Raw genomic sequence first — 24357 nt, forward strand, 5'->3', positions numbered from 1 at the left:
TCGGAGGTCCCGTCCTCAGCAGAGTGGCGTCAGAGGCCCGAACCCGGCCCAGTCGTCAGGGTCATGGGCGATCCACAGTCGATGCCCCGAGCGTTCGAGCAGGGCAAGGCGCTCCAGGCTCCGGACAGCGAGCCGGGGATCCCAGTCGTGGGGGTAGGTGGCGAGACGGTCCAGTCCTTCCCGGAGGTGGACGGTGTCTCCCGTGAGGACGATGGTCTGTGACGGGAGCCGAACCACCAGGGACAGCTGTCCCGGTGTGTGGCCCGGGGTGTGCAGCACCGTGATGGCGCCGTCACCGAGGACGTCGTGCGTGGGGCCGTTGACGACGGTCCAGCGCTGCTGGTCGATGGGCGCCAGGTCCTGCGACCAACGGAAGTAGCGAGCACTCGCTGGATCCGGCGACCGGGCCCATTCCAGCTCACCCGGCCCGATGATGATCACGGCTCGAGGGAACAGCCCCAGTCCACCGGCGTGGTCGCTGTGACCGTGCGAGAGCACGACGTGGGTGACGTCTTCCGTGTCGAACCCCAGACCTGCCAACTGCCGGTCGAGCCGCTGCCCCGGGTTCGTCCGGATGCGCAGCACGTCCACGAGCTCCCCGAAGTACCCGACAGGGTCGTCATGGAACCTCGGCGCGAACCCGGTGTCGAACAGCACGAGACCGCTGTCGTGCTCGATGAGGAACGAGGGCACGGGGAAGGTCACTCGCCCCTCGGCCCCGACGACCAGGTTCGACGCGTCCGTCGTCATCGTGGGGGCGTCGAGAGCGCGCAGACGCCGTGCCGTACCGGTCACGTGAGCCGAGCGCATCAGGCATGAGTACCACACGGCCACCGCCGACGGCCGGGGCTCGCGCCGCGGCAGTAGGAAGGACGTCACCGATGAGAGCAAGCTCCGCCACGACGTCGGTGGAGGAGAAGGCGACAGGCGGCGCCCGCCACCTCCTCGACCTGCTGCCGTCAGCCGGTCACCTCGGGGACGGGTGGCGTGGAGCCTCGCGCGGCACGAGCGGCGAGGCGGAGCCACGTGTCCACGACGGTGTCCGGGTTGAGTGACATCGACTGGATGCCCTGGTCGAGGAGCCAGTCGGCGAGGTCGGGATGATCGCTCGGTCCCTGGCCACAGATCCCGACGTACTTGCCTCGCGCCAGACACGCTTCGATGGCCATCGCCAGCATCTTCTTGACGGCGGGGTCGCGCTCGTCGAAGGAACCCGCGACGAGCGAGGAGTCGCGGTCCAGCCCGAGCGTGAGCTGGGTCATGTCGTTGGAGCCGATGGAGAACCCGTCGAAGTGGTCGAGGAAGGCGTCAGCGTTGACGGCGTTCGACGGGACCTCGCACATCATGACGACCTGAAGGTCGTTCTCGCCGCGGCGCAGGCCGTGACTCCCCAACAGCTCGATCACGCCCTGGGCCTCGGCGACGGTGCGCACGAAGGGGATCATCACCTTGACGTTGGTCAGGCCCATGTCGTCCCGCACGAGCCGAAGGGCCTCGCACTCCATCGCGAAGCACTGGGCGAAGTCGGCCGAGAGGTACCGCGCGGCGCCGCGGTAGCCCAGCATCGGGTTCTCCTCGTGCGGCTCGTAGCGCGCGCCACCCAGCAGACCGGCATACTCGTTGGACTTGAAGTCGCTCATCCGCACGATGACCGGCTCCGGCGCAAAGGCTGCGGCGAGCATCGAGATGCCCTCGGCGACGCGCTTGACGAAGAAGTCCCGCGGGGACTCGTATGCCGCGATGAGGCTCTCGATCTCGGCCTTGAGCTCGGGCTCCTGGTCGTCCAGCTCGAGCAGCGCCCGGGGGTGGATGCCGATCTGGCGGTTGATGATGAACTCGAGCCGAGCCAGTCCGATGCCCTTGTGGGGCAGGCGGGAGAACTCGAAGGCCTGCTCCGGCGTGCCGACGTTCATCATGATGTCGACCGGGATCTGCGGCATGTCGTCGAGCTCGGTCTCGGTGACCGAGAAGGCGCGCAGGCCCTCGTAGACGAGGCCGGTGTCACCCTCCGCGCAGGACACGGTGACCTCCTGTCCTTCGGCGAGCTCGCGGGTGGCCGAGCCCGTGCCGACGACCGCGGGGATGCCGAGCTCGCGGGCGATGATCGCGGCGTGACAGGTGCGACCGCCCCGGTTGGTGACGATCGCGCTGGCGCGCTTCATCACCGGCTCCCAGTCGGGGTCGGTCATGTCGGCGACGAGGACCTCCCCCGCCTGGAAGTCGTGCATCGACTCGGCGGTCCGCAGGACCCGCACCGCCCCCGCGCCGACCTTCTGGCCGATGGCTCGACCCTCGATGAGCACCGGACCGCGTTCGTCCATCCGGAAGCGTCGGAGGGTGTTGCCGCTCTGGCGCGACTTCACCGTCTCGGGCCGCGCCTGCAGGATGTAGAGCTGGCCGTCGACGCCGTCCTTGCCCCACTCGATGTCCATGGGACGGCCGTAGTGCTCCTCGATCCTCAGTGCGTGCTCGGCGAGCTCGGTGACCTCGGCATCGGTGAGGCTGAGGCGGCCGCGCTGGGTGGGGTCGACGTCGACGAAGTCGATCGACCGACCCACCGCGGAGTCCTCGGTGTAGACCATCTTGGTCTCCTTGCTCCCGACACCGCGCTTGAGGATCGCGGGGCGGCCGGCGCGCAGGGCGGGCTTGTGGACATAGAACTCGTCGGGGTTGACGGCTCCCTGCACGACGGCCTCGCCGAGCCCGTAGCTGCTCGTGATGAAGACGGCATCCGAGAAGCCGGACTCGGTGTCGATGGTGAACATGACACCGGATGAACCGATGTCGGAGCGCACCATCCGCTGGATGCCGGCCGACAGGGCGACCGACTCGTGGTCGAAGCTGCTGTGCACGCGGTAGGCGATGGCCCGGTCGTTGTAGAGCGAGGCGAAGACCCGCTTGATCGCGAGGAGGATGTTGTCGCTGCCGCGCACGTTGAGGAACGTCTCCTGCTGTCCGGCGAAGCTCGCGTCGGGCAGGTCCTCCGCGGTCGCGCTCGAGCGCACCGCCCAGCTGACCTCGTCGCCCGACTCGCTGACGAGGGTGTCGTACGCCGTGCGGATCTCGCTCTCGAGGTCTGCCGGGAACGGCTGCTGCTCGACCCACTCCCGGATCTCCGCACCGGCGACGACGAGCGACCGGGTGTCCTCGACGTCGAGGTCGTCGAGGACCCCGTTGATCCGGTCGGCGAGACCCTGGTGCGAGAGGAACCGCCGGTAGGCCTCGGCAGTGGTCGCGAATCCGTCGGGGACACGCACCCCCGCCGTGGACAGGTGCTGGACCATCTCGCCGAGCGAGGCGTTCTTCCCGCCGACGCGCTCGACGTCGTGGAGGCCGAGGTCGGCGAACCAGACCACGTTCTCGCTGGAGGAGCCGTTCGTGGTGCCGGTCATGGCGGTCCTTTCGTGGGGTCGGCGTCAGCCGAGGTCGGGCAGGCGGCTGCTCTGCATGATGACGGCCGCCATCTCCTCCACCGACATCTTGGCGGAGTTGATCGAGGGAATGCGGTGTGTCCGGTAGAGCGTCTCGGCGTGACGCAGCTCGAAGCTGCACTGCGCGAGGGCGGCATAGGCCGAACCCGGTCGGCGCTCCCCGCGGACCTGGGAGAGCCTGGCCGGCGTCGAGAGGAGCCCGAAGCACTTGGCGGACAGGTGCGAGATGGGCCTGGGCAGCTCGCTGGAGTCGAAGTCCTCGGGCACCAACGGGTAGTTCGCGACCTTGAGCCCGTGCTGCAGCGCGAGGTACATCGACGTCGGGGTCTTCCCGCACCTCGACGGTGCGACGAGGATGAGGTCGGCCTGGTCGAGGTTGCGCAGGCTGGCGCCGTCGTCGTGCTCCATGGCGAACTCGATCGCCTTCATCCTCCGGTCGTAGCGCAGCATGTCGCCGACGCCGTGCAGGGCCGCGGCGCTGTGCGTCGCGTTCACGTGCAGGACCCGCTCGACCGTGTCGAGGTGGGAGCCGAAGAGGTCGATGAAGGCGGCGCGTGTCTCCTGGAGCTCCCGCCGCAGCGCCTCGTCCGAGACGGTCGAGAAGGCGAGCGGCGTGACCGTGTCGCTCATCACGGCGTCGATCTGCGCCACGACGGCCCGGGCCTTCTCCGTCGTCGTGATGAACGGGATCTTGCGGCGGGTGAACGCCTGGCCCGGAAACTGGGCGAGGAGCAGGTTCCCGAGAGTCTCGGCGGAGATCCCGGTGCCACCAGCGAGGAAGAAGACCGGCGTCACCTCCTGTTCAGGCTGCGTGCTGCCGTCGTCTCCGCCCGCCGGCGCCATCGACCGTCCACCCGGCCCCCCGCGCACCTCGCCGGCGGGCTCCTGCTGACGGGTCATCAGGTCAGCGGCCGCTCAGGTCGAGGGCGATGTCGACGATCATGTCCTCCTGCCCCCCGACGAGCTGACGACGGCCAACCTCGAGCAGCAGCGTGCGCACATCGATACCGTAGCGCTCCGACGCGGTCTCGGCGTGGCGCAGGAAGCTCGAGTAGACGCCGGCGTAGCCCAGGGTGAGGGTCTCGCGGTCGACCTGGACGGGGCGGTCCTGCAGCGGGCGGACGATGTCGTCGGCGGCGTCCTGCAGGGCGAAGAGGTCGCAGCGGTGCTTCCAGTCCTGCAGGTTCGCCACGGCGATGAACGGCTCGATCGGGCAGTTGCCCGCCCCGGCGCCGTGTCCGGCGAGGGAGGCGTCGACGCGAGTGACGCCCTCCTCAACGGCGACGACGGAGTTGGCCACGGCGAGGGAGAGGTTCTGGTGGGCGTGGATGCCGATCTGGGTTGCCGGGTCGAGCACGTCGCGGTACGCCCGGACCCGTTCGCGAACCCCGTCCATCGTGAGGCGACCGCCGGAGTCGGTGACGTAGACGCACTGGGCGCCGTAGGACTCCATGAGCTTGGCCTGGGCAGCCAGGACCGGCGCGGTGCTCATGTGGCTCATCATGAGGAAGCCGGAGACGTCCATGCCCATCTCCCTGGCCTTGCCGATGTGCTGCGCCGACACGTCGGCCTCGGTGCAGTGCGTGGCGACACGAACCGAGCGCACACCCAGGGAGTAGGCGTCCTCCAGCTCGGCGATCGTGCCGATGCCCGGCAGGAGCAGGGTGGTGAGCGTGGCCTGGGTGATGTTCTCGGCAGCGGCCTCGATCCAGGCCCAGTCGCTGTGCGATCCCGGTCCGTAGTTGAGGCTGCCTCCCGCGAGCCCGTCGCCGTGTGCGACCTCGATGGCGTCGACGCCGGCGGCGTCGAGCGCCGCGGTGATCCGCCCGACGTCGGTGGGACTGATGCGGTGGCGCACGGCGTGCATCCCGTCACGCAGCGTGACGTCCTGGATGTAGAGGCGTGGGGTGTCGGTCATGGCGTCTGCTCCCGGAGTGGTGAGTGCGGTGGGCCCGGCCTGCGGTTCGGCGGTGCTCATGCGGTCACCGCCGGGGTCGGTGCCGCGGCTCTGGCCGCAGCGCGGTCGACCATGCTCTCGGCCACGCGCAGTGCGGCCGACGTCATGATGTCCAGGTTCCCGGCATACGCGGGCAGGTGCATTCCCGCCCCTTCGACCTGGAGGAAGACGCTGACCTTCGTCGTCACCGTCGACGAGCCCCGCGGCAGGAGCGTGTGCACCGGCTCGTCCTCGGCAACCGGGGTGAACTGCACCTCCTGCTTGAGGCTGTAGCCGGGCACGTACTTCTTGACCTCCTCGACCATCCGGTCGACGGACTCCCGGATGGCGTCGTGGTCGGCGTCCCCGATGAGGGCGAAGACGGTGTCCCGCATGATGAGCGGCGGCTCCGCCGGGTTGAGGATGATGATGGCCTTGCCGCGCTGTGCGCCCCCGACCTTCTCGATCCCCACGGTGGTCGTCTCGGTGAACTCGTCGATGTTGGCTCGCGTGCCCGGGCCGGCGGACTTGGACGCGATCGACGCGACGATCTCGGCGTAGGCGACGGGGGTGACGCGCGAGATCGCGGCGACGATGGGGATCGTCGCCTGACCACCGCAGGTGACCATGTTGACGTTGTCCGCGTCGTCCTCCAGGTGCTCGTCGAGGTTCACCGGCGGGACGACGTAGGGACCGATCGCGGCAGGCGTGAGGTCGACGAGCTTCTTGCCGTATGCCGCGAGCTTGGCCGCGTTGGCCACGTGGGCCTTCGCGGACGTGGCGTCGAAGACGATCCCGATCTCGTCGAAGTGCTCCATCGCGATGAGCCCGTCGACGCCCTCGTGGGTCGTGGGGACGCCCAGGCTCGCCGCGCGGCGCAGGCCGTCCGACTCGGGGTCGATACCCACCATGGCCCCCATCTCGAGGTTCGTGGACAGGCGCATGACCTTGAACATGAGGTCGGTTCCGATGTTGCCCGGACCGATGATGGCCACCTTGGTCTTGCTCATGAGGGATCCTTCGTCGCGGGATTCGAGGACAGGGGTGCGGGGGCAGGTGCGCGGTCGGCCGTGAAGGTCACGCCCACCGTGCCGAGCGAGGAGATCTCGGCGCGGAACGTGGTGCCGGGAGTGACGGGGTGCATCGGGCCCAGGGCACCCGAGAGCACGACCTGGCCGGCCCGCAGCGGGTCACCGACCTCCTGGGCGGTGCGGGCGAGCCAGAGCAGCGCCAGGAGCGGGTCGCCCAGGCAGGCGGCTCCGTTCCCCTCCGAGACCACGACGCCGTCGGCCGTCATGCGCATCGTCACGGCGACCGGGTCGAACTCGTCGAGGCGCAGCCGCGTCGAACCGAGCACGAAGAGCGCGCTCGAACCGTTGTCCGCGACGGTGTCGGTGATCCGGATGTCCCACCCGGCGACCCGGCTGTCGACGATCTCGAGCGCGGCCACCGCATGGTCGACGGCCTCGCGCACGGTGTCGAGGTCGAGGTCGTCGGCGACGAGGTCGGCGCCCAGCACGAAGGCGACCTCGGCCTCGATCCGGGGCTGGAGCAGTGCGTCCGTCGGCACGGCGACGAGGCCGGACACGTCCATGTCGTCGAAGAGGACGCCGAAGTCGGGCTGGTCGACACCGAGCTGGCGCTGGACCGCCGGTGAGGTGAGACCGATCTTGCGTCCGACGACACGGCCCCCTGCAGCACGTCTGCGTTCGGCGAGAAGGTGCTGGACGGCATACGCCCTGCCGAGGTCGGTCTCCCCGATCAGGTCACGCACCGGAGGGCACGGCTGCCCCGTCCGGGCGGCGGTCTCGAGGCGCTCGACGGCCTCGATGACGGCAGGTTCGGGGGCGACGTCTGTCGTCTTCTCGGATGAGATGGTCATGGGACCTCCTGGGGGCTCCATGACAGCGTGGCCGCTCGGCGTGAGAAGTTCCACGGTGAGGTTCCACTGAGTGGAACGCCATTTTCCTGCGAGCGTCAGCCCCGGCCCAGCGCGGACCTGCGGGCAAGGGTGGCGGCGACCCCGGCCGCCGCGGCCCGCAGGGCCACGGTGTGCTTCTCGGGCTGGAAGCGGACGACGGGGCCGGTGACGCTGATGGCGGCGACGGGCCGGTCCTCGGCGTCGAGCACCGGCGCGGCGACGCAGACGATGCCCACGGCGGACTCCTCGTACTCGAAGGCCACTCCCGTCTCGATCACGCTGTCCAGCTGACGACGTAGCGGCCCCGGCGCGATGACCGTCCGTGCAGTCCTGCGGGTCAGGCCGGCTGCCACCACGTCGGCGAGGAGCTGCGGCGCCGAGTGCGCCAGGAGCACCTTGCCGATCGCGGTGCAGTGCAACGGCATTCGGCCACCCACACGTGACGGTGCCGCCGCCTGCCGATGCCCGCCGATCTTGGCGACGTACACCACCTCCTGTCCCTCGAGCACGCCGAGGTGCACCGTCTCGTGGGTGCGCTCACGCAGGTCCTCCATGAACGGTGTCGCCACCTCCAAGAGCCGCCTCTCCACCGACGCCCGCATGCCGAGCTCGAAGACCAGGCCGCTCAACCGGTATCCGTTGGCCGTGCGTTCCAGCAGTCGGGCCGCCACCAGGTCACCCACGACCCGGTGCAGGGTCCCCTTGGCAAGCCCCGTTCGTCGGCCCAGCTCGGCCAGCGGGACCCCGTGGTCCTGGGCCGAGAAGGCGAACAGCACAGCAACGACCTTCCCCAGCAGAGTGCCGGTGTCAACCGGCAGCGCCGGGTCCCGGGGCGCCGGATCCGGGGTCTGCATGAGGTCCACCGAACCCGAGGGATGCCTCAGGCGTCAACTGCCGGCCCACGGACGGGTGGCCAGGGGCGCCACCATCGACTGGATGGTCAGGCGTCCCGGCGGCCCTAGTTCTCGCAGCCGATGCCGTCGTCGTCCCGGTCCAGCTTCGGGGCGTATCCGGGGTCTCCGCGGCGAATCGGCGCCGCGCCGGCCGCGCGCACCGCGTCACAGTTCTCGTAGGACACCTCGGAGGAGGTCTCGGAGGAGGCCTCGGCCAGCGTTGCCGCGGCGGCGGCCTCCGCCGCCGCGGTCGCCGCCTTGGCTTTGGCTGCGGCGACAGCCTTCATCCGTGCGTCCGATGCCGCCTTGGCCTTTGCCGCGGCTGCGGCCTTGGCCTTGGCCACCGCTGCTGCCTTCACCTGAGCGGCGGCTACTGCCTGGGCCTTCGCCACGGCGTCCGCCTTGGCCTTGGCTTCCGCCGCCGCCTTGGCCGTCGCTGCCGCGGCGGCAGCCGCAGCAGCCTTGGCCTCCGCTTCGACCTTCGCCTTCGCGTCGGCTGCCGCCTCGGCCGCCGCCGCCTTCGCTGCTCCCGTGTCCGTGGTGGGGACAGCAGCGAGTGGTTGGGCCCCGGACGGCTGGCCGGTGCTGGTGGCGCTCGTCGTGCCACACCCTGTCAGTGCCCCTGCGGCCAGGACCAACCCGGCCGTGGTCGTGATGATGATTCTGCGCATCCCGCGTCCCCCTCGTTCTCGAACCGAACTCGGGGACCCTATCGCCGCATCGACGGACCGCGTGGGTCTTTGGCGGAACCCGTCAACAGCCCTTCGACTCAGGCGTCGACGATGACCGGGATGATGAGGGGGCTGCGGCGGTGGGCACGGAGGACGGCGGACGAGGCCGCGCGGCGCACGAGCTCCTCCAGCTGCTCGAGGTCCTCGATCCGGTCCGTGCTCGCCTTGGTGAGGGCCTTCTGGATCGCCGGGGTCGCGGAGGAGAAGTCGGTCCCCTCCGGCGGGAACCCGTGGGCGAGGTACTCCGGCTCCTCGACGAGGTTGCCCGTGTCCGGGTCGACGATGCACACGATCGTCACCACGCCCTCCTCGGCGAGGGTGCGTCGCACGTGCAGGCTCTCCTCCGTCGCGCCGCCGACCGTCATGTTGTCCACGTAGACGAGGCCCGCGGGGACGCTGCCGGTGATCCTGGCGCGCCCGTCGACGAGGTCGATGACGCTGCCGTCCTGGGCGATGAGGACCCGGTCGGGGTCGATGCCGGTCCGGATGGCGATGTCGGCGTTGGCGCGCAGGTGGCGCCACTCCCCATGGACAGGCAGCACGTTGGTGGGCTCGATGATGTTGAAGCAGTAGGCGAGCTCACCGGCGCTGGCGTGCCCGGACACGTGCACCTTGGCGTTGCCCTTGTGCACGACGTTGGCGCCCCACCGGGTCAGCTCGTTGATGACGCGGTAGATCGCGTTCTCGTTGCCGGGGATGAGCGAGCTGGCCATGAGCACGGTGTCGCCCTCGGTGATGCTCACCGGGTGGTCCCGGTTGGCCATCCGGGCCAGCGCCGCCATCGGCTCACCCTGGGACCCCGTGGCGATGATGGTGATCTGGTCCGGCCGCAGGCGGTCGAGCGCCTTGAGGTCCTTGACGACGAGGCCGTCGGGGATGGTGAGGTAGCCGAGCTCCCGGGCGATGCCCATGTTGCGCACCATCGAGCGTCCGACGAACGCGACCTTGCGACCGTGCTGGTGGGCCGAGTCGAGGATCTGCTGGATGCGGTGGACGTGGCTGGCGAAGCTGGAGACGATCACCCGCCCCTTGGTCGTGCGGAAGACCGTGTCGATCGCGGGGGCCAGCTCGCCCTCGGAGACGGTGAACCCGGGGACCTCAGCGTTGGTGGAGTCGACGAGGAAGAGGTCGACGCCCTCCTCGCCGAGGCGGGCGAACGCGCGCAGGTCGGTGACCCGGCCGTCGAGCGGGAACTGGTCCATCTTGAAGTCGCCGGTGTGCAGCACGAGCCCGGCCGCGGTCCGGATCGCGACCGCGAGCCCGTCCGGGATGGAGTGGTTCACCGCGACGAACTCGCAGTCGAAGGGCCCGAGCGTGCGACGGTCACCCTCGGCCACCACGACCGTCCTGGGCTTGATGCGGTGCTCGGCGAGCTTGGCCTCGAGCAGCGCCAGCGTCAGCCGCGACCCGACGACGGGGATGTCCGGCCGTTCACGCAGCAGGTACGGGACGCCGCCGATGTGGTCCTCGTGGCCGTGGGTCAGCACGATCGCGTCGATGCGGTCGAACCGGTCCTTGAGCCAGGTGAAGTCGGGCAGGATCACGTCGACACCGGGCTGGTGCTCGTCGGGGAAGAGCACGCCGCAGTCGACGATCAGCAGGCGACCCGCGTGCTCGAAGACCGTCATGTTGCGACCGATCTCCCCGAGACCGCCGAGCGGCACCACGCGGAGCCCGTTCGGGGGAAGAGCCGGAAGGGTGTCGCCGCTCTTGCGGCGGGGTCCGCGGCGGCTCATCGTCGCCCCACCCACGTCGGCTGCTGACACGCGTGGTGTCCCGGGTGGTCCTGACGTGCTGGTTTCACGTGTACTCCGATGTGACGGGGAGGGTGGGCAGGGGCGGTGCTCGGACGCGCGCCCCGCCGGCCGGTGGATTTCACCCCCCAGTGTGCTGCCGCGGGCGGGCGCAGGGCGAATCCGCCCCGGCTCACGGCCGGGAGGAGGGTGCTCAGGTGAGCCGGTCGGCCAGGTCGGTGAGCGACGTGCAGGTGAGGTCCGGCGGGGAGAAGTAGCCGGGATAGGTGCCACCGTCCCGGTTGACCCACGCCGTGGCCAGACCGGCCCTGGCGGCTCCGTCGATGTCCCAGGGGTGGACCGCGACGAGCATGGCCACGCCCGCGGCGACTCCACACCGCTCGAGGGCATGGGCGTAGGCGGCGGGCGCGGGTTTCCACACCCCCGCGTCCTCGACGGACAACAGCTGCTCGAAGCGGTCGCCCACGCCTGCCCGGCCGAGAAGGCCCTGCGCGACCGAGGCGGAGCCGTTGCTCAGCGTGACGAGGCGAATGCCGAGAGCGGCGAGCGCGGCAGCGCCGGCGGGGACGTCGGGGTGCACGGTGAGGGTGGCGAATCCGTCCATGACGTGCTCGACGGCCTCTGGCAGGGGGCGGTCGAGGACGTGCCGCTGGAGCACGACCGTCAACGACCCGGTGGCCAGCCGGGTGAACGGCGCACTCCCGCCGGCGACCGTGAGGGCGAACCCGTCGCGCAGCAGGCCCGCGAACCAGCCGGCCGCCAGATCGGGTGGCGCCCCCACGTCCTCGAAGCGCCCTTGCATCGGCGACATGTCGGAGAGCGTCTCGTTGACGTCGAAGACCAGCAGCCGGGGGCGTCGGGGGCCGTCCACGCTGACGGGCAGGTCCGGCTCCACGCCCGGTGCCGGGGCGGCGTTCCCGTTGGTCATGCGGCGACTCTATGCCTCCCCCGGGGGGTGCCCTTCAGTCGTCGTCGAAGAGGTCCTGGCCGTCGATCGTCCCGGCGGTCTCGTCGATCGCCTCGACGGTGGCCGTCGGCTCGGGCTCTGCCGAGGGACGGCGGTCGAGGTGGACGCCGGCGATCATGCAGCGCACGGAGCCGCCCGCGAGCTCGATCGTGGGGATCTCGACGGCGACGATCTCGCACGACTGCTCGATCGCCTCCACCTGGTCCGGGCGGAGGCTGCGTCGGGCACGGGCCGACATCGCCATGATGTAGCGACGGCGGCCCTCCGACGTGCGGCCGCACAGCTCGACGGCGTTGCCCGCGAACTCGCGGATCTGCTGCTCGGTCAGCTCGACGACCGTGCGCCCGTTGACCGACAGGCGTTCACGCACCTGCTCGCGCCGCTCCGGGTCGGGGATCATCTCCAGCGCGATCATGGCGACGTCCGTGCCGATGCAGGCGACGACGTTGGTGTGGTAGACCGGCACGCCGTCGGAGTCGACGGCGTCGAACGCCATCGGCTCGTAGGCGAAGTCGGTGCAGAACCGCTCGAGGACGGCGATGTCGGCCCGGTGTGAGCGCGCGGTGTAGGCGACGCGGGAGACGTGGTCGAGCACCATCGCCCCGGTGCCCTCGAGGAAGATGCCGTCGGGCTCCAGGCCGGAGTAGTCGACGATCGCCTGCACCCGGTAGTCCGACTTGAGCATCTCGAGGACGTCGGCCCGGCGCTCGTGACGCCGGTTCGACGCGTACATCGGGTAGACGGCGACGTACCCACCGGCGTGGGTGGACAGCCAGTTGTTCGGGAAGACGCTGTCGGGCCGGGTGTGGTCCTCGTCGGCGAAGACGTGGACCTTCACCCCGGCCTCACGCAGGGCGTCCGCCAGCGCGTCCATCTCGGCCAGGGCCTTTGCCGCCGTGGCGTCGTCGGACTGGCCGGTCGGGATGTCGCGCTGGAACGCGTTGTCAGCCGCGGTTGCCGGGTTGGGCTGGAACCGTTCGGCACGGATCAGGATGACGGCAGACGGGGCCTGTGCACTCACGCAGGGAATCTAGACCATCGCGTATGCCGTCCCGGCGCGGGTCGATCAGAAGCCGCCCCCGAAGTCCCCGCCGCCGAAGTCGCCACCACCGAAGTCGGACCCCCCACCGAAGTCCGAGCCGGCGGAGTAGTCCGAGCCACCCCCGTCGCCCCAGGTGCCACCGCCCGCATCGCCGCCCGCGTCACCGCCACCGTCACCCCCCGCGTCACCGCCGTCGGAGCCGCTCTCGGAGCCGCTCTCAGCGCCGGCCTCCCCCGCGTCGGCGGCCTCCGGCGAGTCGCCGTAGCCGTCGAAGAGCGTGTTGGCGATGGCGGACCCGACGACGACACCGGCGATGGTGCCCATCATCGACCCCATCATCATCCCGCCCATGCCCATCCCCGAGCCGCCTCCGAACGAGCCGCGGCCGAACGTGCGCTCGAGGGTCCCGGGCTGTCGCATCTCGGCCCGGGTCGCGGCCCGGGCGAGGTCGTGCGGCTCGGCGCTGGCCGGGGCCTCCCCCTGCGGAGCTCCCTGCGTCAGCTCGGTGAGCACCTGCTGGCGCTGCTCGGGGGTGAGGCGGGCGAACGCCTCGGCGTGGACCTGCTCCAGCGACTCCGGAGGGGCGGTGCGCAGCAGGTAGCGGTATCGGGCCACGGCGCGCTGGTCCTCCGAAGCCGCACCACCGCCGCCGGGTGACGACGCCTGGAACGGCTGCCCCTGCTGCGAGGTCTGCGGCCCGGGTGTGGACCAGGACCCACCAGCGGCTCCGGGCGCCTGACCGTACTGGTCGTGCTGCTGCCGGGGCTCACGGCCGAGAAGCTTGTCGAGAAGTCCCACTGTTCCTCCTGAGGTCCGGCCGGGCCCGCGCCGCGGCCTTCCCCCCAGCATGCCCCGGCCGACGCCTCAACGGGTGAGTGCGAGCGACCCCATCGCGACGAGCCAGCTGACGAAGCTGCCGACGAGAAAGTACTCGGTGACCTCGTCGATGCCGTCGCCCTTGACGCTCGTCGCGTCGTCCTTGGCCGACTGCAGCTCCGGGAAGCGGATGAGACCCTTGGCGGCGATGACGATGCTCGCGGCCGTCACCTGGCCGGCGAGCCCCAGCCCGAGGATGAAGACGCGCTCCATGGGTCCGAGGAGCCGCCCACCCTTGAGCTTCTCGGACGGCTGGGCGCCGGTCGCTCCGCCGGTGGCCGACGGGCGCAGGGCACCGACGCTGACGAGGACGAGGCGCACGATGACGTTGCCGGTGGCGAGGTTGGCGACGAACAGCCCGACGACGAGGAGCAGGCGAGCGACGGGTCGGTCACCGGAGAGGGGCAGGTCGGCCCAGTCGAGCCACCGGCCCAGCGGGCCACCGGGGGTCGAGGCGAACCCGGACGTGGCGACGAGGGCGACGGCGGTGCCGCCGAGCAGCAGGAGCGCCTGCGCATGTCCGCCACCGCGCCTCAGCGAGCGCTCGGACAGGAGCACCCACCCGGCGAGGGGCACGACGGACGCGAGGAGGGCGACGAGGTCGGCAGCACCGGAGAGACCGGCGAGGAGCCCCACCGCGACCACGGTCACCGCGCCGGCGGGCACCGCGGCGCGACGGACGTGGCGCTGGTCCACGGACCGCAGCAGGTCGGCGACCCCCACACCGAGCAGCCACACCGCGAGCCAGGTCACGGCAGGCTCCTCAGCAGCTCGTGGCACCGGACGATGACGGCGAGTCCGTCGGCGCGAACGCGCTGCGACACCGCCGACGGGCTGATGCCCTCGGCTGCCGCCAGCTCACGTTGCGTCATGCCCTCGAGGAGTCCTCTCAGCAGTCGTGCCGACCGCTTCGACAACGAGCCAACCAGGTGGTCCTGACACTGGAGCGCCGCCTCGACCGCGAGGGCGGTCCCGTCGGGGTCCGGCTCGCCCTCGGCCAACCGGTATGCCGTGTGGACGTGCTGCATCGCTCCCCGCTCCGCCTGCTCCTCCACCTCGACGATGGCCCGGCGAGCGGCCCACCACCCCGGACCGTCCTTGATGCCGCGCGCCTCGTCGAGGGTGGTCGTGGCGCCCCGGCCGATCCCGTAGCGGGTCTCGGTCTCCGGCTGCAGGGCCAGTCGTGTCCGGAGCGCGGCCTCGAGGGCTGCGCCGAGGTGGGGGTAGACGGCCTGGAACTCGTCCCCGACCGTGACCTCGAGCGGCTCCACGGACGACACTCGCGCGTTGGTGTCCGCGAGCGCCGCCTCCACCACCCGGTGCAGCCGACGGCGGTCCGGGCTCTCGCGCGAGGCCACGAGGTCCCCGATGAGGACGACGGGTGCGAGCTGACGGTGGACCATGTTCAGATCATACCTTCATATCCACGGAGTTCAGGTATGAACTTCACTTCGTCATCCTGAAGCCGGGGGCTGAACCCTCGCTGATGTGGTGCGATCGCCCCATCGGACTGTCGCTTGAGAGGTGGGAGGGCCATCATGGGATAACGGGCCCCGCGGCCCGTGACGACGGGGACTTCGGTCCCACCGGACCTCCGCCGCCCGGCCCACCCCCTCGTGGAGGCAGAGATGAGCGGTACCACCTCACCCGTCCCCAAGTCCCGCATCGTCGTCGGAATCGACGGTTCCGCGCACGGCTGGGCCGCCCTGGCCTGGGCTGCAGAGGAGGCGTCCCGCCGGTCGCGAAGCCTGCACCTCATCCACGCCTTCGCGCCGGACATCCCCATGCTCGGCTTCGGCACGACCGACCAGAGCTCGATCCGTGAGGAGGGAGAGCGGCTCCTCGCCACCGCCACGGCACGCGCCCACGCCGTCGACCGGGGAATTACGGTGACGACGTCGCTGCCTCCCGGCTACGCCTCCCGCTCCCTCGTCGCCGCCTCTCACGACGCCGCGCTCGTCGTCCTCGGCGCCGTCGGTCATGGTCTGCTCAGCCGCGCCAGCATCGGAGCGGTGGCCCAGCAGGTCGCCGCTCACGCCACCTGCCCGGTCGTCATCGTCGGACACGAGGGCCACACCGAGGCGCTCCACCACCGGGTCGTCGTCGGGGTGGACGGCTCGAAGCCCTCCATGGCAGCGCTGCGCACCGCCTTCCACCACGCGGCGCAGCGCGACGCCGAGCTCGTCGTGGTCCACGCCTGGGAGGCCAAGGGGCCCGAGGACCCCACGCTGACGACGGAGTCGAGCTGGCCGGCATACGAGGGAGAGCTCGAGCGGGCCGTGGGTCGCGAGATCTCGACGATCAGCGCGGAGCACCCGGCCGTCAAGGTCGTGCACCAGGTGGTGCGCAGCGCACCGGTGGCGGCGCTCATCCAGGCTGCGGATTCCGCCGACCTCGTCGTCGTCGGCGCCCGCGGCACGGGAGGCTTCCCGGGCCTGCACCTCGGCTCAGTCTCGAACCGGCTCCTGGGCCGCACCGCCTGCCCGCTGGTCCTCGTGCACCCGCGGGAGCCGTGAGGTCGCACCGAGCTGGTCGAGGACGAACGCCCACTCCCACGCCACCTGCTCCCACGCGGCGTAGCGGCCACTGCGGCCACCGTGGCCGGCGGCCATCTCGGTGCGCAGGAGGACCGGCCGGGTCGCGGGGTCATTGGTGACGGTGGCGCGCAGCCGGGCCACCCACTTGGCCGCCTCGGTGAAGTAGACGCGGGTGTCGTTGAGGCTCGTCGTGGCCAGGATCGCGGGGTAGCCGCGTGCCGCGACGTTCTCGTAGGGCGTGTAGGCCTTCATCACGGCATAGACCTCGGGGTCCTCGAGCGGGTTGCCCCACTCCTCCCACTCCCCCACGGTCAACGGCAGGTCGGGTCGGAGGATGGTGGTCAGCGCGTCGACGAACGGCACCGCACCGTGGGCGACCCGGAAGCGGTCGGGGGCGAGGTTGACCACCGCACCGACGAGCAGGCCGCCCGCGGAGCCGCCCTCGAGACCGAGCCGGTCCGGCGCCACCCAGCCGAGCTCGACGAGCCGGTCGGCGCAGGCCACGGTGTCGCTGAACGTGTGCGGCTTGGCGAGCAGCTTCCCCTGGTCGTACCAGTGCCGTCCCATCTCGCCGCCACCGCGCACGTGGGCGGTGGCGTGCACGACGCCGCGGTCGAGCAGCGAGAGGCGGGCCACCGAGAAGTAGGGGTCGCTGGAGTGCTCATAGGCGCCGTATGCCGTGAGCAGCCCGGGGTGCGTCCCGTCCGGTCGCAGGTCGGTCCGGTGGACCACCGAGATCGGGACCCGAGTGCCGTCCTCCGCCGTCGCCCACTCGCGGCGCTGGACGTAGTCGCGCAGGTCGACGTCGCCGAGGACCGGCTGCTGCTTGAGCACCGTCCGCTCCCCTGACGCGAGGTCGAGCTCGAGGACGGTCCGCGGCGTGACGAAGGACTCGTAGACCACCTGCAGCGCGGTCTGCCCGGGCTCGGGGTTGTCGCCCAGGCCGACCGAGTAGATCGGCTCGTCGAACTCGACGGGTGAGGGCGCGGCATACCCGCTCTCGCTCGTGGGGTCCACGGTCAGGAGGGAGAGCGCAGGAAACCCGTTGCGCCGCAGGGCGAGCACCGCCACGCCGTCGAAGGCGTCGACACCGAGGAACCGCTCGCCCTCGCGTCCCTCGAGCAACGGCCGCCACTGGTCGGCGCTCGTCGCGTCGAGCGGGGCCACGGCCAGGTCGGAGTCGGGGTTGTCGGTGTTGTGCACGACGAGGAGGTGGTCGGCGGCCGGCTCGACGTCGTACTCGACGCCGTCGCGGCGCGGGGCGACGACGCGGAAGTCCGCCTCCGGTGTGCTCGCGTCGAGCAGCCACACCTCGGAGGTCGTCTTGGAGCCGAGGGCGAGGATGAGCCAGCGCTCGTCGCGGCTGGTCCCGATGCCCATCCAGAACCGTTCGTCGGCCTCCTCGTGGACGAGGACGTCCTGCGCCGGGTCGGTGCCGACGACGTGCCGCCACAGCTGGTGCGGGCGCCAGGCGTCGTCGACGCGGGTGTAGAAGACCGTGCGGCCGTCGCGCGAGAACTCGACGCCGTAGCCGATGCCGGTGATGGACTCGTCGAGGGTCTCGCCGGTGGTGAGGTCGCGCACGACGAGGTCGAAGCGCTCGTCACCGGTCGTGTCGGTGGCCAGGGCGAGGCGGTCGTGGTCGGCGCTGACGGAGAGCGCGCCGATCGCGAAGAACTCCGAGTCCCCGGCCTCGACGTTGCCGTCGACGAGGACCTGCTCGCCGGCCGGCACCTCGTCGGGCTCGACGACCGGACGAAGGGCCGGGTCGAGCACGGGCACGCGGGCCTGGATCGGGTACTGCTGGCCCTCGACCGTGCGCGAGTAGTACCACCACGGCCCGGACCGCACCGGCACCGACAGGTCGGTCTCGAGCACGCGCGACTTGATCTCGCCGAAGATGCTCTCGCGCAACGGTTTCAGGTGGGCGGTGCGAGCCTCGGCGTAGGCGTTCTCGGCCTCCAGGTGGGCCAGCACCTCGGGGTCGTCACCGTCGCGCAGCCACTCGTAGGGGTCGAGCACGCGGTCACCGTGGTGCTCGCGCACGTGCTCGCGGGTGGCCGCCAGCGGGGGCGTGGGCAGCGTCGGCTCAGCCACCGGTGAGGCACCTCGGGCCCAGGAGCACCTTGAGGTCGCCGAAGAGCGACTCGGTCGCGTCCACGCGCAGCGCGTCGTCGAGCTTGATGAGGGTGCTCCGTCCGGGCTTGGTCAGCTTGAGGTGCACCTCGGTCGCTCCGGGGTGGTTGGACAGGACGCCCTTGAGCTCCTCCATCCGGCCGGTGGTGGCCCGCATGGTGTCGAGGGTGACCACGACGGGACCGCGCGGCCCCTCGGTGATCTCGGGCAGGGTCAGCTCCTGGGCGTAGATCGACACCGAGTCGTCACGGCGGTTGAGCTTGCCCCTCACCACCGCGACGACGTCCTGGGAGAGCATCGTGGACACGGTGAGGTAGGCGCTGGGGAAGAAGAGGCACTCGATCGCACCCTCGAGGTCCTCGACCGTGGCGATCGCCCACAGGTCGCCCTTCTTGGTGCGCTTGATCTGCAGGCCGGTGATGAGGCCGGCCACGGTGACCATCGACCCCTCGGGCTTGCCGTCCTCGGCGCTGAGGCTGGCGATGGAGGTGTCGGCGTGCTGCGCCAGGACGTGCTCGACGCCGAACAGCGGGTGGTCCGAGACGTAGAGGCCGAGCATCTCGCGCTCGAACTGGAGCAGGGTCGACTTGTCCCACTCGAGCGTCGGCACGGGCGACAGGCCCATCATCGTCGCGTCACCCCCACCGGCGTCGTCGGCGCCGCCGAAGGCACCGAAGAGCGAGTCCTGGCCGATCGCCTCCTGGCGCTTGATCGCGACGAAGGCGTCGACGTACTCCTCGTGCACCCGCAGCAGCCCCGCCCGGGTCTGGCCGAGCCCGTCGAAGGCGCCACCCTTGATGAGCGACTCGATGGTCCGCTTGTTGCAGACCACCGCCGGGCACTTGGAGAGGAAGTCGCGGAACGAGGTGAACGCGCCCTTCTCCGCGCGGGCGGCGATGATGGCCTCGACGACGTTGTGGCCGACGTTGCGGATGGCCGCCAGGCCGAAGCGGATGTCGGTGCCGACGGCGGCGAAGCGCGCGACCGAGTCGTTGACGTCGGGCGGGAGCACCTTGATGCCCATGCGGCGGCACTCACCGAGATAGAGGGCCGACTTGTCCTTGTCGTCGCCGACGCTGGTGAGCAGCCCGGCCATGTACTCGGCCGGGTAGTTCGCCTTGAGGTAGGCGGTCCAGTACGAGACCAGACCGTATGCCGCGGTGTGGGCCTTGTTGAACGCGTAGTCCGAGAAGGGGACGAGCACGCCCCAGAGCGCCGCGATGGAGGCCTCGGTGAAGCCCTTGGCCTTCATGCCGTCGGAGAAGGGGACGTACTCGGCGTCGAGGACCTCCTTCTTCTTCTTGCCCATGGCGCGACGGAGGAGGTCGGCGTTGCCCAGGGTGTAGCCGGCGAGCTTCTGGGCGATCTCCATGACCTGCTCCTGGTAGATCACCAGGCCGTAGGTCGTCCCGAGGATCGGCAGGAGGGCGTCGACCATCTCGTGCTGGAGCTGGCCCTTGAGCTGCGGGTCGAGGGGCGTGAGCTCCTGCTTGCCGTTCTTGCGCAGCGCGAAGTTGGTGTGGGCGTTGACGCCCATCGGGCCCGGGCGGTAGAGCGCGAGGGCCGCGGAGATGTCCTCGAAGTTGTCCGGCTGCATGAGCTTGAGCAGGGTGCGCATGCCGCCGCCGTCGAGCTGGAACACGCCGAGGGTGTCACCGCGCGAGAGCAGCTGGTAGGTGGCCTTGTCGGTCATGTCCTTGGACAGGGCGTCGAGGTCGAGGTCCTCGCCGCGGTTGGCCTTCACGTTCTCGATCGCGTCGTCGAGGATCGTGAGGTTGCGCAGGCCGAGGAAGTCCATCTTGACCAGGCCGAGCGTCTCGCAGGTCGGGTAGTCGAACTGGGTGAGGACCTGCCCGTCCTGCAGGCGCTTCATGATCGGGATGACGTCGATGAGCGGCTCGCTGCTCATGATGACGCCGGCGGCGTGCACGCCCCACTGCCGCTTCAGCCCCTCGAGGCCCTTGGCGGTCTCGACGATCTCCTTGAAGTGCGGCTCGGTCTCGACGAGCGTGCGGAACTCGCTGCCCTCGGCGTAGCGCGGGTGCTGCGGGTCGTAGATGCCCGAGAGCGGCACGCCCTTGCCCATGACGTCGGCCGGCATCGCCTTGGTCAGCTGCTCGCCGACGTTGAACGGGTGGCCCATGACGCGAGCGGAGTCCTTGACCGCCTGCTTGGCCTTGATGGTGCCGTAGGTGACGATCTGGGCGACGCGCTCCGAGCCGTACTTCTCGGTGACGTAGCGGATGACCTCGCCGCGCCGGCGCTCGTCGAAGTCGATGTCGAAGTCGGGCATGGAGGCGCGCTCGGGGTTGAGGAAGCGCTCGAAGATCAGCCCGTGCGGGATCGGGTCGAGGTCGGTGATCTTCATGGCGTAGGCACACATGGACCCGGCGCCGGAGCCACGGCCCGGGCCGACCCGGATGCCCTGCGCCTTGGCCCAGTTGATGAAGTCGGCGACGACGAGGAAGTAGGAGGCGTAGCCCTTGGAGGCGATGACCTCGATCTCGTACTCGGCCTGCTTCCGGGCGTACTCGGGGACGCCGTCGGGGAAGCGGTCGCGCAGCCCGGTGTGGACCTCCTTGACGAACCAGGACTCCTCGCTCTCCCCCGGCGGGCACTCGAACCGCGGCATGTAGCGGCCCTCGCCCTCGGTGAAGGACACCTCGCACATGTCGGCGACGAGCAGCGTGTTGTCGCAGGCCTCGGGGAACTCGCGCCACGTGTGCCGCATCTCGGCCGCGGACTTGAGGTAGTAGCCGTCGCCGTCGAACTTGAACCGGTTGGGGTCCATGAGCGTGGACCCGGACTGCACGCACAGGAGGGCGCCGTGGGCGGTCGAGTCCTCCGGGTAGGTGTAGTGGCTGTCGTTGGTGGCGAGCAGCGGGAGGTCGAGCTCCTTGGCCAGGCGCAGGAGGTCCTTGATGGTGCGGCGCTCGATCTCGTTCTGGTGGTCCATGACCTCGCAGAAGTAGTTCTCGGCGCCGAAGATGTCGCGGTAGTCGCTCGCCGCCTGCTTGGCCAGGTCGTACTGGCCGAGCCGGAGCCGGGTCTGGATCTCGCTCGACGGGCAGCCGGTCGTCGCGACGAGCCCCTGGCCGTACTCGCTGAGCAGCTCACGGTCCAGGCGCGGCCACTTCGCGTAGACCTGGTCGAGCGAGGCCAGGCTGTCCATCCGGAAGAGGTTGCGCAGGCCGTTGTTGTTCTTGGCGAGCAGCGTCATGTGCGTGTAGGCGCCGGAGCCGGACACGTCGTCGCCCTGCCGGGTGCGCTCGTCGCCCCACTTCACGCGGGTCTTGTCGGTGCGGTGCGTGCCGGGCGTGACGTAGGCCTCGAGGCCGATGATCGGCTTGACCCCGGTGCCCTGGGCCTTGCGCCAGAACTCGTGGGCGCCGTAGAGGTAACCGTGGTCGGTCATGGCGAGCGCCGGCATACCCAGCTCGCCGGCACGCTGGAACAGGTCGCCGATCCGGGCCGCGCCGTCGAGCATGGAGTACTCGGTGTGGACGTGCAGGTGGACGAAGTTGTCCGTGCGGTCCGGGGCTGGGGAGGAGGTAGGCGAGGACATCGCCGCCCATCCTAGGTCGGTCCGGCGACAGCGCCGACGGACACTCCACGCAGTGACGGATGTGACCGGTGAGACGGTCGCACCGACGCCTCAGAGGCGCTCGAGCGCGCTCTGGAGGTCCTCGGGATAGGTGCTCTCGTAGGTGACCCACTCCCCCGAGCCGGGGTGCTCGAAGCCCAGCCCGACGGCGTGCAGCCACTGCCGCTCGAGCCCGAGCTTCCTGGCCAGCGTCGGGTCGGCGCCGTAGGTGAGGTCCCCCACGCAGGGGTGGCGCAGCGCCGAGAAGTGCACCCGGATCTGGTGGGTGCGCCCGGTCTCGAGGTGGACCTCGAGCAGGCTCGCGTGCCGGAACGCCTCGATCAGCTCGTAGTGGGTGACGGCGGCCTTGCCCGAGTCCATGACGGCGAACTTGTAGTCGTGGCCCGGGTGGCGGGCGATCGGGGCGTCGATCGTGCCCACGAGCGGGTCAGGGAGGCCCTGGACCAGCGTGTGGTAGGTCTTGTCCACCCGGCGCTCCTTGAACGCCCGCTTGAGCAGCGAGTAGCCGCGCTCGCTCTTGCAGACGACCATGAGGCCGGACGTGCCGACGTCGAGCCGCGAGACGATGCCCTGGCGCTCGCTGGCGCCGCTCGTGGAGATCCGGTAGCCGGCGGCAGCCAGGCCACCGAGGACGGTCGGCCCGGTCCAGCCGACGCTGGGGTGGGCGGCCACGCCGACCGGCTTGTCGACGACGACGATGTCGTCGTCGTCGTGGATGATCGCCATCCCGGGCACCGGCTCGGCGACGACCTCGAGGGTGGGGCTGGGGTCGTTGCCGGGAAGGGTGACCTCGAGCATGTCGCCGCCGTGGACCCGGTGCGACTTGCCGACGCTGGCGCCGTTGACGCTGACGCCACCGTCGGCCGCGAGGTCGGCGGCACGGGTGCGGGAGAGGCCGAACAGGCGTGCCATGGCGGCGTCGACGCGCTCGCCCTGGAGGCCCTCGGGGACGAGGACGGTGCGGTCGTCAGACATCGCGCGACCCCGCGTCGGTGCGGACGTGGTCGGCTTCGTGCCGCCCGTGCGTCACACCCTCGAGCGGTATGCCGCGCACGGCCAGGACCGCGCCGAACGCCGCCGCGCCGACGATGGCGATGTCGGCGACGTTGCCGATGAACAGTCCGAAGTAGTCGATGAAGTCGACGACGTGGCCGCGGCCGAAGCCGGGCTCACGCAGGATCCGGTCGATGAGGTTGCCGATCGCGCCGCCGAGGAGCAGGCCCAGCGTGACCGCCCACCCGCGGTCGCCCACCCGCGTCGCCGCGCGGCCGACCCAGACGACGATGCCCAGCGCGACGAGCGTCAGCAGCCAGGTGACCCCGTCGCCGAGCGAGAACGCGGCCCCGGGGTTGCGGATGAGGTTGAGCCGCAGCAGGGAGCCCACGAGCTCGCGCGGCTCGCCCGGGGTCAGCGCGGCCAGCGCCCACACCTTGGAGCCCTGGTCGAGGACCAGCGTGAGCACGCCGACGGCCACGAGGAGGCCGAACAGCCGCGACCGGCCCTGGACCTCGTCCCGAGCCGGTGCGGTGGTGGACTGGGCGCTGGGCGTCAGCGGCGTTCCTGTTTCATCTTGCATGGCATGCATAGGGTCGCACGAGGAGCGGCCTGCAGGCGAAGTTTGCCGATCGGCTGCCCACAGGACTCGCAGACGCCGTAGGTGCCGTCGTCGAGGCGCTCGAGCGCGTGCTCGTTCTGCCGGAGCATCTCACGGGCGTTGTCGGCCAGCGCGATCTCCTGCTCCCGCTCCCACGTCTTGGCACCGGCGTCGGCCTGGTCGTCACCGGCACCGTCCCCGGAGTCGCGCAGCAGCTCGGACAGCTCGGTCTCGGCCTGGGTGAGCTCGGCACGCAGCTGGGCGACGTCGGCCTCGATCTCGGCGCGGACCGCCTTGAGCTCGGCCGCGGTCCACGGGGACTCGTCCTCGCGGACCACCAGCTTGGCCTTGCCGGCCGCGGCGGACGAGGCCCTCTTGGCCGCGGGGACGCTCTTGCTGGCCGGGGCCGTGGAGGTCGCCGCAGCCTTCGCGGGCGCGGCCTTGGTGGCGGGGGCCTTCTTTGCGGGCGCGGCCTTGGTCGCGGGAGCCTTCTTGGCGGGCGCGGCCTTGGTGGCAGAGGCCTTCTTGGCCGGCGCAACCTTGGTCGCGGGGGCCTTCTTGGCCGGCGCAGCCTTGGTCGCGGGGACCTTCTTCGCCGGGGCGGCCTTCGTCGGGGCAGCCTTGGTCACGGAGGTCTTCTTCGCCGGGGCGGCCTTCTTGGCGGGCGAGGTCTTCGCCGCCTTGGGCGCCGACGTCCGGGTGGTGGAGGCCTTGGCCGTCGACGCCGCCCCGGGCTTGTCGGCAGCGGGCTTCGTCGTCCGGCCCAGCGCCTTCTTGACCACGGCCAGCGCCGAGGACGCCTTGCCGGATCCGGTCGTCGTGGTCCCGGAGGGAGCGCGCTTGGCAGCCATGACTGTCCTCACTCGTCAACAAAGGTCGGGCCCCGAGGGCTCGACCACGTGCGGTGAGGATAAGCCCTCGGACTGCCCTTCACA

20 protein-coding genes are annotated in these 24357 nt (G+C 70.8%); 1 reads left to right on the forward strand and 19 read right to left on the reverse strand.

Going from position 1 to position 24357, the window contains the following annotated elements; all coding sequences use genetic code 11:
• Positions 1–15: 15 nt before the first annotated feature.
• The 14 genes from ACOJV9_RS09365 to ACOJV9_RS09430 form a co-directional block, all read right to left on the reverse strand.
• On the reverse strand, positions 16–795 hold the full coding sequence (locus tag ACOJV9_RS09365) for an N-acyl homoserine lactonase family protein (protein ID WP_420184933.1): 780 nt from the start codon (positions 793–795) through the stop codon (positions 16–18).
• 164 nt (positions 796–959) lie between these two features.
• Positions 960–3392 (reverse strand): phosphoenolpyruvate synthase, encoded by a 2433-nt coding sequence (gene ppsA / locus ACOJV9_RS09370; RefSeq protein ID WP_420184934.1) that lies wholly within the window; start codon positions 3390–3392, stop codon positions 960–962.
• 24 nt (positions 3393–3416) lie between these two features.
• The gene (locus ACOJV9_RS09375; RefSeq protein WP_420184977.1) at positions 3417–4274 is read right to left on the reverse strand and encodes a pyruvate, water dikinase regulatory protein; all 858 of its coding nucleotides are present in this window, start codon (positions 4272–4274) and stop codon (positions 3417–3419) included.
• Positions 4275–4335: 61 nt separating this feature from the next.
• Positions 4336–5349 carry a 4-hydroxy-2-oxovalerate aldolase gene (dmpG, locus tag ACOJV9_RS09380; protein WP_420184935.1) on the reverse strand — a complete coding sequence of 338 codons (1014 nt, stop codon included), beginning with the start codon at positions 5347–5349 and terminating at the stop codon, positions 4336–4338.
• A 56-nt stretch (positions 5350–5405) separates the two neighbouring features.
• The gene (locus ACOJV9_RS09385) at positions 5406–6377 is read right to left on the reverse strand and encodes an acetaldehyde dehydrogenase (acetylating) (protein ID WP_420184936.1); all 972 of its coding nucleotides are present in this window, start codon (positions 6375–6377) and stop codon (positions 5406–5408) included.
• Positions 6374–7249 (reverse strand): 2-keto-4-pentenoate hydratase, encoded by an 876-nt coding sequence (locus ACOJV9_RS09390; RefSeq protein WP_420184937.1) that lies wholly within the window; start codon positions 7247–7249, stop codon positions 6374–6376. The genes ACOJV9_RS09385 and ACOJV9_RS09390 overlap by 4 nt, the downstream gene beginning before the upstream one ends.
• 95 nt (positions 7250–7344) lie before the next feature.
• Positions 7345–8142 (reverse strand): IclR family transcriptional regulator, encoded by a 798-nt coding sequence (locus ACOJV9_RS09395; protein ID WP_420184938.1) that lies wholly within the window; start codon positions 8140–8142, stop codon positions 7345–7347.
• 104 nt (positions 8143–8246) lie between these two features.
• Positions 8247–8852, reverse strand: a complete 606-nt coding sequence (locus ACOJV9_RS09400) for an excalibur calcium-binding domain-containing protein (RefSeq protein ID WP_420184939.1) — start codon at positions 8850–8852, stop codon at positions 8247–8249.
• Between the two features lie 98 nt (positions 8853–8950).
• Complete coding sequence (locus ACOJV9_RS09405) at positions 8951–10648, reverse strand: ribonuclease J (protein ID WP_420184978.1); 1698 nt, start codon at positions 10646–10648, stop codon at positions 8951–8953.
• A 211-nt stretch (positions 10649–10859) separates the two neighbouring features.
• Positions 10860–11594 carry a haloacid dehalogenase type II gene (locus tag ACOJV9_RS09410; RefSeq protein ID WP_420184940.1) on the reverse strand — a complete coding sequence of 245 codons (735 nt, stop codon included), beginning with the start codon at positions 11592–11594 and terminating at the stop codon, positions 10860–10862.
• A 34-nt stretch (positions 11595–11628) separates the two neighbouring features.
• Complete coding sequence (gene ctlX / locus ACOJV9_RS09415; RefSeq protein ID WP_420184941.1) at positions 11629–12654, reverse strand: citrulline utilization hydrolase CtlX; 1026 nt, start codon at positions 12652–12654, stop codon at positions 11629–11631.
• 45 nt (positions 12655–12699) lie between these two features.
• Complete coding sequence (locus ACOJV9_RS09420; RefSeq protein ID WP_420184942.1) at positions 12700–13473, reverse strand: hypothetical protein; 774 nt, start codon at positions 13471–13473, stop codon at positions 12700–12702.
• A 66-nt stretch (positions 13474–13539) separates the two neighbouring features.
• The gene (locus ACOJV9_RS09425) at positions 13540–14304 is read right to left on the reverse strand and encodes a hypothetical protein (RefSeq protein ID WP_420184943.1); all 765 of its coding nucleotides are present in this window, start codon (positions 14302–14304) and stop codon (positions 13540–13542) included.
• Positions 14301–14954 (reverse strand): SatD family protein, encoded by a 654-nt coding sequence (locus ACOJV9_RS09430; RefSeq protein ID WP_420184944.1) that lies wholly within the window; start codon positions 14952–14954, stop codon positions 14301–14303. Before ACOJV9_RS09430 ends, ACOJV9_RS09425 begins: the two co-directional genes overlap by 4 nt.
• A gap of 225 nt (positions 14955–15179) precedes the next feature.
• Here ACOJV9_RS09430 and ACOJV9_RS09435 point away from each other — a divergent pair, with 225 nt between their 5' ends.
• Entirely contained in the window at positions 15180–16067 is an 888-nt protein-coding gene (locus ACOJV9_RS09435; protein WP_420184945.1) for a universal stress protein, read from the forward strand.
• Here ACOJV9_RS09435 and ACOJV9_RS09440 read toward each other — a convergent pair.
• The 5 genes from ACOJV9_RS09440 to ACOJV9_RS09460 form a co-directional block, all read right to left on the reverse strand.
• A complete protein-coding gene (locus tag ACOJV9_RS09440) occupies positions 15999–18185 on the reverse strand; it encodes a S9 family peptidase (RefSeq protein WP_420184946.1) in 2187 nt (728 codons plus the stop codon). The genes ACOJV9_RS09435 and ACOJV9_RS09440 overlap by 69 nt on opposite strands.
• Positions 18178–21789, reverse strand: a complete 3612-nt coding sequence (dnaE, locus tag ACOJV9_RS09445; RefSeq protein WP_420184947.1) for a DNA polymerase III subunit alpha — start codon at positions 21787–21789, stop codon at positions 18178–18180. The genes ACOJV9_RS09440 and dnaE overlap by 8 nt, the downstream gene beginning before the upstream one ends.
• Before the next feature lie 90 nt (positions 21790–21879).
• Positions 21880–22803 (reverse strand): RluA family pseudouridine synthase, encoded by a 924-nt coding sequence (locus tag ACOJV9_RS09450; RefSeq protein ID WP_420184948.1) that lies wholly within the window; start codon positions 22801–22803, stop codon positions 21880–21882.
• Positions 22796–23404 (reverse strand): signal peptidase II, encoded by a 609-nt coding sequence (locus tag ACOJV9_RS09455; protein ID WP_420184949.1) that lies wholly within the window; start codon positions 23402–23404, stop codon positions 22796–22798. Before ACOJV9_RS09455 ends, ACOJV9_RS09450 begins: the two co-directional genes overlap by 8 nt.
• The gene (locus ACOJV9_RS09460) at positions 23377–24273 is read right to left on the reverse strand and encodes a TraR/DksA family transcriptional regulator (protein WP_420184950.1); all 897 of its coding nucleotides are present in this window, start codon (positions 24271–24273) and stop codon (positions 23377–23379) included. Before ACOJV9_RS09460 ends, ACOJV9_RS09455 begins: the two co-directional genes overlap by 28 nt.
• Positions 24274–24357: the final 84 nt, after the last annotated feature.

Origin of the sequence: Knoellia terrae (genome assembly GCF_048606435.1) — a bacterium.
Lineage (GTDB): Bacteria > Actinomycetota > Actinomycetes > Actinomycetales > Dermatophilaceae > Knoellia > Knoellia terrae.